We start from the raw sequence: 7,610 nt of genomic DNA, 5'->3' as shown, positions 1-7,610 counted from the left end.
GCGGCCCCGGTCGAGGCGGGCGCCGGGGTCGTCGCCACCGGCGGGGTTCCGGCGGGGCCGGTGTCAGCCAGAGACTTGTTCCCGGGCGACTTGGTCGCTGGCGGCGTCCGGCCGGTGCCGGCCAGGCTCTGCTTGGTCAACACCCCCAGCCGAACCAGGGTCGAGGCGGTGTAATCCTCCCCGAAATAGGAGCCCATGCCGTAGATGCTGCCGTAATCCATCAGGTCGGCTTTCTGGAAGCCGCCCTTGCCGGCGACGATGTCGTCGGCGGTCATCAGGACATTCCCGGCGCGATCGGTAAAGGCGGCCGGGTGCGGCGGCGCGGCGCGATAGGTGAGCACGGTCGCCCACCCCATCATCGCGAAACAGACTATGGCAGTGACCAGGAGCACCCATTTGAGGATGTCGCTGACGGGATCGACCGAAACCCCGCCCAGTCCGTCGTCACGTGCCGTCGCTGCCATGTCGCGCCCCCTGTCAGATGACACTCGTTAATGCGTAGTTCAGCCCAATTTCAATGGCAACCTCGGCCGCGACGATCGGGTTGCACCCGGATTTTCCGCATCCAATGATCGTCACGCCGCCTTGCGGATGTCTCCTTCGTGCACCGGCGACGGCGCGATCCGCGCGACATCGACAGGCAGCCCGCCGAGCTCGTTGGCGAAACCGTGATTGACGTCGCGGTGGTGTGCTTCGTCGGCGCGGACGACGAGCACGACGTCGCGCAGCATCGCATCGGCGGGCAGATTCCAGTACCGCTTGGCGATCTCCGGCGCCGGCACGTTGGCGCTGCGGCCTTCATCGATTTCCTTGAGGTAGAGCGTATAGCTGTAGACCGCCTCTTCCTCGAAATAGCCGACGATCCGGTGTGCGGTCTTCGACGAGACCAGGTAGAGCGCGAAGAAGGCGAGGTAGAAGACCCACTGCACGCCGAGGATCACGAGACGCTCGAACAACGTCGGCTTCGCCACCTCGACGAAGGTCATCAGGTGCATTCGCTCGTTTTCCGCTTCGTCCATCAACGTACGGATCCAGCCCTTGTCGTCGCACATCCGGCGCAGGCACTTGAGGTGGTTGATCGTCGCGCCGACCATCCCAGGCACAGCAGCGACCGTTTCGAGCACGATCGCGCGATGGCCGTAGCGCTTGGCAAAGAAGGTATCGGCGCACAGGCGCAACGTCTTGGTGAAGCCGTAGGCGATGCGGTCTGACACGCCCTTGGGTGTGTGATGGACGCTGAGATCAACCATTGGAGCGGACATTTTCTCTCTTCCCTTTCACTCCGCGGCCAGCGAGGCCTTGCATTCGATACGCGCCATCTAGGCAGGGCCGGCGCGGCGAAGAATGGGGAATTCTACTTAATCGGCTGGCGCCGGCGGAGCCGCGGCGGTTGAGCATTCCAGCGAACTTCGCTTAAGGGACGCCAACTCCCCCTTATCGACCAGGAAAATCATGGGCTTTCGCTGCGGTATCGTCGGCCTGCCGAACGTCGGCAAATCGACGCTTTTCAACGCCTTGACCGAGACCGCCGCGGCGCAGGCGGCGAATTATCCGTTCTGCACGATCGAGCCTAACGTCGGCCGCGTCGCGGTGCCCGACCCGCGGCTCGACCGGATCAAGGAAATCGCCAGGTCGGCGCAGGAAATCGAAACGCAGATCGAGTTCGTCGACATCGCCGGCCTGGTGCGCGGCGCGAGCAAAGGCGAGGGCCTCGGCAACCAGTTCCTCGCCAACATCCGAGAGGTCGATGCGATCGTCCACGTGCTGCGCTGCTTTGAAGGCGGCGACGTGACCCACGTCGAGGGCAAGGTCGACCCGGTCGCCGACGCCGAAACGGTCGAGACCGAGCTGATGCTCGCCGACCTGGAATCGCTCGAGCGGCGCGTTCCCAACCTCGTCAAGAAAGCCCAGCAGGGTGACAAGGAGGCGAAGATCGAAGCCTCGGTGCTCGACCAGGCGCTCGAGCTTCTGCGCGCGTCCAAGCCGGCGCGGCTGACGCAGCCGAAGGATCCTGAGGAAGCGAAGGCACTCGGCCGGGCGCAACTGCTGACCGCCAAGCCCGTGCTCTACGTCTGCAACGTCGATGAAGGCGACGCAGCGAGCGGCAACGCGCTTTCAGCCAGGGTTTTTGAAAAAGCGGCCGCGGAAGGCGCACAGGCGGTGGTCATCTCAGCGGCCATCGAAGCGGAAATCGCCACGCTCCCGGCCGACGAGCGCGACGCCTTCCTCGCCGACCTCGGCCTTCACGAGACCGGCCTAAACCGCATGATCCACGCCGCTTACGCGCTGCTCGGCCTGATCACCTTCTACACCGCGGGTCCCAAGGAGTCGCGGGCGTGGACCGTGCACAAGGGCGCGAAGGCGCCCGAAGCCGCCGGCGAAATCCACACCGACTTCGAGCGCGGCTTCATCCGCGCCGAGACGATCGCTTACGACGATTACATCGAGCTCGGCGGCGAAGCCGGCGCGCGCGACGCGGGCAAGCTCCGGTCCGAAGGCAAGGATTATGTCGTCCAGGACGGCGACGTGATGCTGTTCCGCTTCAACGTCTAGGGCTCGTTCGGGCGCGCCCCCCTCGCCTCGCGGCACAGCATCCAGCTCATGAACGCGGTGATCACGATCGCGACATAACTCACCCACATCGGCACGCTGTGCGAGCCGAGGATCACTTGGAGGTTGGTGAACAGGCGGATGATGTGGGCAAGTCCCATCAGCGCGAAGATCGCCGCCGCGATCCATGTAAATGGCTTCGGTCGGGTCATTGGCTCCTCCCCTTGGCGAGTGCTTATAGCCGCTTTGCGAATGCTCGGGAATCGGGGCCTAACAGCCGCTGGAAGGCGGGCAGCGTCACCATCACCCACAGCATCCCGAACGACCAGCCGCCGATTACGTCGCTCGGCCAGTGTACGCCGAGCATGACCCGGCTCGCGCCGATAAACAGCGACAGCAGGACTGCCGCTGCAGCCGCCAGCCGGCGCACTCTGCCTGGACGGGTGAGCGCCAGCGCGAGCGTCAGGTAGAAGATCATCGAGCTCGCCGCATGACCGCTCGGGAACGACGTGGTCTGGACGATTACGAGGTGCGGTTCGAGATCGGGCCGTGCGCGCGCGATCCAATATTTCTGTGCTTCGGTGAGCGCGCGTCCGACGAAGATGACGAGCAGCAATCCGAGCGCAAAGCGGCCGCGCCCGCGGAGCGAAAGCCACGCGGCGGCCAGGACGCCTGCCGACACGAGAACGGCCGGGTCGCCGAGGAATGTGAAGATCCGCGCGGCGGTGACGAGCACGGGCCGCGATCCAGCATAAATGCTCGCGGCAATGACCCGGTCGAGCGACCCGACGCCAAGGAGCAGCATCGCCAGCCACACGCACGCCAGGGCGGCGAGCGCGGCCCCGTGGCGCAGCCTCGCCGCCGTCATTCGGGCGCGCGCCTCAGAAGCGCGTGCCGAGCCTCAGCCCAAACGTGCGGGGCCGCCCCGGAAGGACATAAGCGACCGTGCAGACGCTGCACGCGACGAAGCGCGAAAGCTCGTTGCGCTCGTCGAACAGGTTCGTTGCGAACAGCTCGGCGCTGTAATTCTGCCAGTCGTAGCCGAAGAACAAATCCACCAGCGTCGATGAGTGGAGCTTGCCGAGGACGTCGTTGGGGTTGCTTCCCTCTCCGTCGGCATCCCGCCGCACGTCGACGCTGGCGGAGCCCTGGTGCGTTACGCTGCCCTGGACGTGCGCCTTTCCAAGCCACATCGGCCAGCTGTAGCGCGCCGTCGCCGTCCCCTTGAACTTGGGCGTGATCGGCAGGCGCGTTCCGTCGGGAGTCACGATCCAGTCGCCGGGCGCCGAGCAATCCGCGGATGGGTCGACCGAGGAGTGGCAGATCGCGCCGCTCGTCTTGGCATCGGTGAAAGCGGCCGCGGCATTCAGCGACAATCCGCCGTGAACATAGGAAAGGTCGGTCTCGAGCCCGTCGATCTTCGCGTCGCGGCCGTTCTGAATGACGGTAAGGCTGTTCTCGCCGAGGAAGCTGAACTGGAACTTCTTCCAGATCTGGTGATAGACGGCGCCGTTCCACGTCACTGGGCCGAAGGAGGTCTTCCAGCCCAGCTCGTAATTGGTGAGATAGTCGGGGTCATACGCGGGCGCATTGGGCTGGCGGTTGATTCCGCCCGGGCGGAAGCCGCGTGACCAGGTCGCGTAGAACATCAGATGTTCGGCCGGCTTGTAGCGGGCGCTCAGGCGATGGGTGAAGCCGTGGCCCTTGCTTTCCCTCGGCACCGCCCGTCCGTTCACGACATTGCCGACGTTGGTGCATGGCGTCCCCGCCACGCCGCCGGGCGCGAGCTCGGAATCCTCATCGGCCAGGGACTCCAGTCCATTGACCGTCAGGCAGCGGCGAACGCCGGAGCTCGCACCGATCGCGTTCGGCGGCGGCGGGAAGCCATTCTCTTCGGTGAATGCCGGGTTCCGGCCGAAGCCGGCAAAGCCGAACAGGCTGTTGTCGTAGCGGAACAAGCGCCCGCCGGCGATCAGCGTGACCTGCGGAGTCACGTCGAACTCGCCCTCGCCGAACAAGGCATAGTCCTTGTCCTCGCGGTCCTGCAGGGTGAGCCAGACCGTTCCCGGCCAGCCGTTCACCGACAGCTCGGGCGCGAGATTGTCGACCAGGTAATTCTGGTAGATGTGGTTTTTCTGGCGCTGGTAAAAAGCACCCACGATGGCGCGCGCGCGCCAGTCCTGCGGCGTGGCGATGCGCACTTCGTGGCTCATCTTTTTGAAGTGCTCGGTGCCGATGATGTACTGCCGCGGATCGATCGCGTCGCCAGCGGAATCGTAGAAATATTCGTAATTGGCGAGGCCGCCCTTGTTCTCGTAGATCCTGTCGTACGCGTCGGTGTAGTCGGTGTAGTCGCCGAGCGAATAGGTCGGACGGTTCATCCAAGCGCCGGCATAGGTCACGTCGAAGTCGGCGAGCTTGCCCTCGATCGTCAGCGCCGCCTGGGTGAACTTGTCGCGGCGGTATTCGTCGCCGCGGAAGCGCTGGACGTTGAGGTCTCCGAGCGTCGGATCGAACGCGTAGAAGCCGTCCTGCTTGTAATATTGGTGCATGATCGTCGGCGTGACGACCCAGTTCTCGTCGAGGTCGACCTTGAGCGCCGCGCGCCCGCCATAGGTCGTGACCTCGTTGATGTCGTCGCGCACGAACGCGGCGTTGTTCACGGAGATGCCGTTGCGCACGCATCCGACGACATCCGGATCCGTATTGTCGTCGTCTCCGTCAGGTCCAAGGACCTTGCTTCCGCAGAAGGTTCGCGTTCCGGGCACATTGTCGATGAACCCCGCATCGCGCTGCCAGAAGGCAACGCCGCGGAACGCGACACTGGGCGCGATCGGCACGTTGATCATGCCTTCGAGCTTGCCGCCCATGTCGCCGTGCGCGACCTTGTTCACCTCGCCGTCGATGCGGCCGTAGATCCCCGAAAGGTCGGGCTTGTTGGTGATGATGCGGATCGTGCCCGCTTCGCTCGAAGCGCCGTAGAGCGTGCCCTGCGGCCCCGCCAGGCTCTCAATTCGCGCGATGTCGTAGATGTGGACGTCGAGCGCTCCGCCGATCGTCGTCACCGGCTGCTCGTCGAGATAGACGCCGACCGAGGGCAGCGAGCCCGAATGGTTGCCGTCGCCGCCGGTCGCGACTCCGCGCATGTAGACCACCGTCCCGCCCGACTGCGACGTGTTGAAGCTGACCGACGGCAGCTGCTTGGTGTATTCCTCGAAGTTGGAGATGTTGAGCTGGTCGAGCCGGCGCGTGCCGAGTGCGCGGACGCTCATCGGCACGTCCTGCAGGAACTCCTCGCGCTTGGTCGCGGTAATGACGATCTCGGTCTGATCCTGGACCTGCCCTGCCTGCGCCTTCTGCACCTGCGGTGGCGGAGCCGTGACGTCGGTCGCGTTCGTGCCGGGTGCGGGGGACTGCGTGGTCTCGGTCGCGGGCGTCGCATCCACCGGAGGCGGGGTTTGCGCGAACGCGGGCGATGCGAGTGCAGTTGTTGCAAGGAGTCCGAGCGTGATTGCGCGGATAGAGGAGTCGGTCATCGAATGGCCCCCATTCGGCTTGTGTGTCGGTATTGCGACAGAGCAATCGAGGAAAGTCAACGCCGCCGCTGATGCTGCACGACGATTGTTCCGCCAGCGTTGCGTTCAGGAAACGGATGCGTCCGGATAGGCTTCGACGACACTGCCCAGAACGGCTTTGAGCGAATCGAGATGTGCCCCGTAGCCGCGCCACTCATCAGTGGCTTCGCGATAGATCGGCCGCCGCACCTGCTCCGAGCTCGCCGTCCGAACCGCCCGCTCGGTCTTGTGGAACTCGAGACACGTCGGCTCGAAATCCAGCCCGCAATAGTCGAGCAGCGCGCGCACTTCGGCTTCGGTGTCGTCGACCATCCGCTCGTAGATCACGCGGTGCACGCGCCCGGGAAGCACCTCGTCGACGTGCGCCATCAGTCGCACATAATCGGCATAGTAGCGGCCCAAGTCTTCGAGGCTGTAAGTGAATGCCTGCCCGCGTGCGAAATGCTGTCGAAAGTTCGACAGGCAGCAGGCGAGCGGGTTTCGCCGCGCATCGACGATCTTCGCGTTCGGCAGCACCAACTGGATGAAAGGCACGAACAGCCAGTTGTTCGGCAGCTTGTCGATAAAGAGGGGCTTGTCCGTGCGCCTTTGAACCGAGGCGCGCCTGAGATAGTCCTCGCCGGCCTTCCGCCGCTGCTCCTCCGACAGGTCGAATGCCGACCTTGGATAAGACCCCGCAGAGCGCACAGCCGCCGGCAAGTCCGGCAGCTCCGAGGTGCCTTCGACCATGGAGTGGGAGGACAGGATCTGCTCGATCAACGTCGATCCCGCGCGCGGCATGCCGACGATGAAGATGGGGTCGCGCGCTTCGCACCCGCCGGGCCGCTGGGTGAATGCGTCGCTCGTGAACAGGCGGATGATTTCGTCGACCTTCTTGCTGATCTCGTTGGCGCGATAGGGCTGCTGCCTCAGTCGCAGCGCGTTGCCGCGCGCATAATGAGCGAACGCCTCGTCGAACCGGCCGCGGTCGTGCATCGCCTTGCCGACCGCGAAGTCGAGATGCAGGCGGTCTTCGTCGGAGAGGCCGCCTGCTTCGAGCACCTTCTCCATTGCCGCCACGTCGGCATCGTCGAAAGTCACTGTCTTGAGGTTCGCGAGGCTCCACCAGGCTTCGCCGAGCGTCGGCTTGAGCGCAATCGATTTGCGGTAAGCAGCGATGCCGTCCGCCTGCCGCCCGACGGTCTTGAGCATGTGGCCGTAGCTCATCCAGATCTTAGGATGGTCGGGAAGCCGCGCGAGCACGTCCTCGTACAACCGGATCGCCTCGTCGAACTCGCCGACCCGTCCGAGCGTCGCCGCTTTCAGGTTCCAGTGGCCGACGAAATCCGGCTCGGCGGCGAAGACATCGTCGAGCAGTCCGAGCGCCTCGGCGGGGCGCCCGGTGCGCCCGAGCAGTAGCGCAAGGTTTGCTTTCGCTGCCGCCCAGCCGGGCGCGAGCTCGACGGCGCGGCGGAGCAGGTTCTCGGCATCGCGCAGGCGCCCGAC

General features: G+C 65.0%; 6 protein-coding genes and 1 pseudogene. 1 reads left to right on the top strand and 6 read right to left on the bottom strand.

Features of this window, described 5'->3' with window-relative positions; all coding sequences use genetic code 11:
* Nucleotides 1-464 (bottom strand): annotated as a pseudogene (locus tag GH737_RS15335) (hypothetical protein); the annotation flags it as partial.
* A gap of 111 nt (nt 465-575) precedes the next feature.
* On the bottom strand, nt 576-1,262 hold the full coding sequence (locus tag GH737_RS11685) for an alternative oxidase (protein WP_155264985.1): 687 nt from the start codon (nt 1,260-1,262) through the stop codon (nt 576-578).
* Between the two features lie 190 nt (nt 1,263-1,452).
* On the opposite strand from GH737_RS11685, the gene ychF reads away from it, so the two are divergent.
* The gene (gene ychF, locus GH737_RS11680) at nt 1,453-2,553 is read left to right on the top strand and encodes a redox-regulated ATPase YchF (protein ID WP_155264984.1); all 1,101 of its coding nucleotides are present in this window, start codon (nt 1,453-1,455) and stop codon (nt 2,551-2,553) included.
* On the opposite strand, the gene GH737_RS11675 is transcribed toward ychF, so the two are convergent.
* The 4 genes from GH737_RS11675 to GH737_RS11660 form a co-directional block, all read right to left on the bottom strand.
* Complete coding sequence (locus GH737_RS11675) at nt 2,550-2,762, bottom strand: hypothetical protein (RefSeq protein WP_155264983.1); 213 nt, start codon at nt 2,760-2,762, stop codon at nt 2,550-2,552. The genes ychF and GH737_RS11675 overlap by 4 nt on opposite strands.
* 23 nt (nt 2,763-2,785) lie before the next feature.
* Nucleotides 2,786-3,418 (bottom strand): phosphatase PAP2 family protein, encoded by a 633-nt coding sequence (locus tag GH737_RS11670; protein WP_155264982.1) that lies wholly within the window; start codon nt 3,416-3,418, stop codon nt 2,786-2,788.
* A gap of 13 nt (nt 3,419-3,431) precedes the next feature.
* Nucleotides 3,432-6,086: a TonB-dependent receptor gene (locus GH737_RS11665; protein ID WP_155264981.1), complete on the bottom strand. Its 2,655-nt coding sequence runs from the start codon at nt 6,084-6,086 to the stop codon at nt 3,432-3,434.
* Nucleotides 6,087-6,191: 105 nt separating this feature from the next.
* A partial coding sequence (locus tag GH737_RS11660) for a tetratricopeptide repeat-containing sulfotransferase family protein (protein ID WP_155264980.1) occupies nt 6,192-7,610 on the bottom strand: 1,419 nt, incomplete at its 5' end.

This window comes from Sphingomonas segetis (genome assembly GCF_009720245.1).
In the GTDB taxonomy this organism is placed as follows: Bacteria; Pseudomonadota; Alphaproteobacteria; order Sphingomonadales; family Sphingomonadaceae; genus Sphingomicrobium; species Sphingomicrobium segetis.
The sequence above is the reverse complement of the archived record's forward strand: the minus strand, read 5'-3'. Positions and strand labels throughout refer to the sequence as shown.

Bases quoted from the DNA above. Each gene is read 5' to 3' on its own strand.
- GH737_RS11685 (WP_155264985.1), bottom strand. From the start codon at position 1,262: ATGTCCGCTCCAATGGTTGATCTCAGCGTCCATCACACACCCAAGGGC.
- ychF (WP_155264984.1), top strand. From the start codon at position 1,453: ATGGGCTTTCGCTGCGGTATCGTCGGCCTGCCGAACGTCGGCAAATCG.
- GH737_RS11675 (WP_155264983.1), bottom strand. From the start codon at position 2,762: ATGACCCGACCGAAGCCATTTACATGGATCGCGGCGGCGATCTTCGCG.
- GH737_RS11670 (WP_155264982.1), bottom strand. From the start codon at position 3,418: ATGACGGCGGCGAGGCTGCGCCACGGGGCCGCGCTCGCCGCCCTGGCG.
- GH737_RS11665 (WP_155264981.1), bottom strand. From the start codon at position 6,086: ATGACCGACTCCTCTATCCGCGCAATCACGCTCGGACTCCTTGCAACA.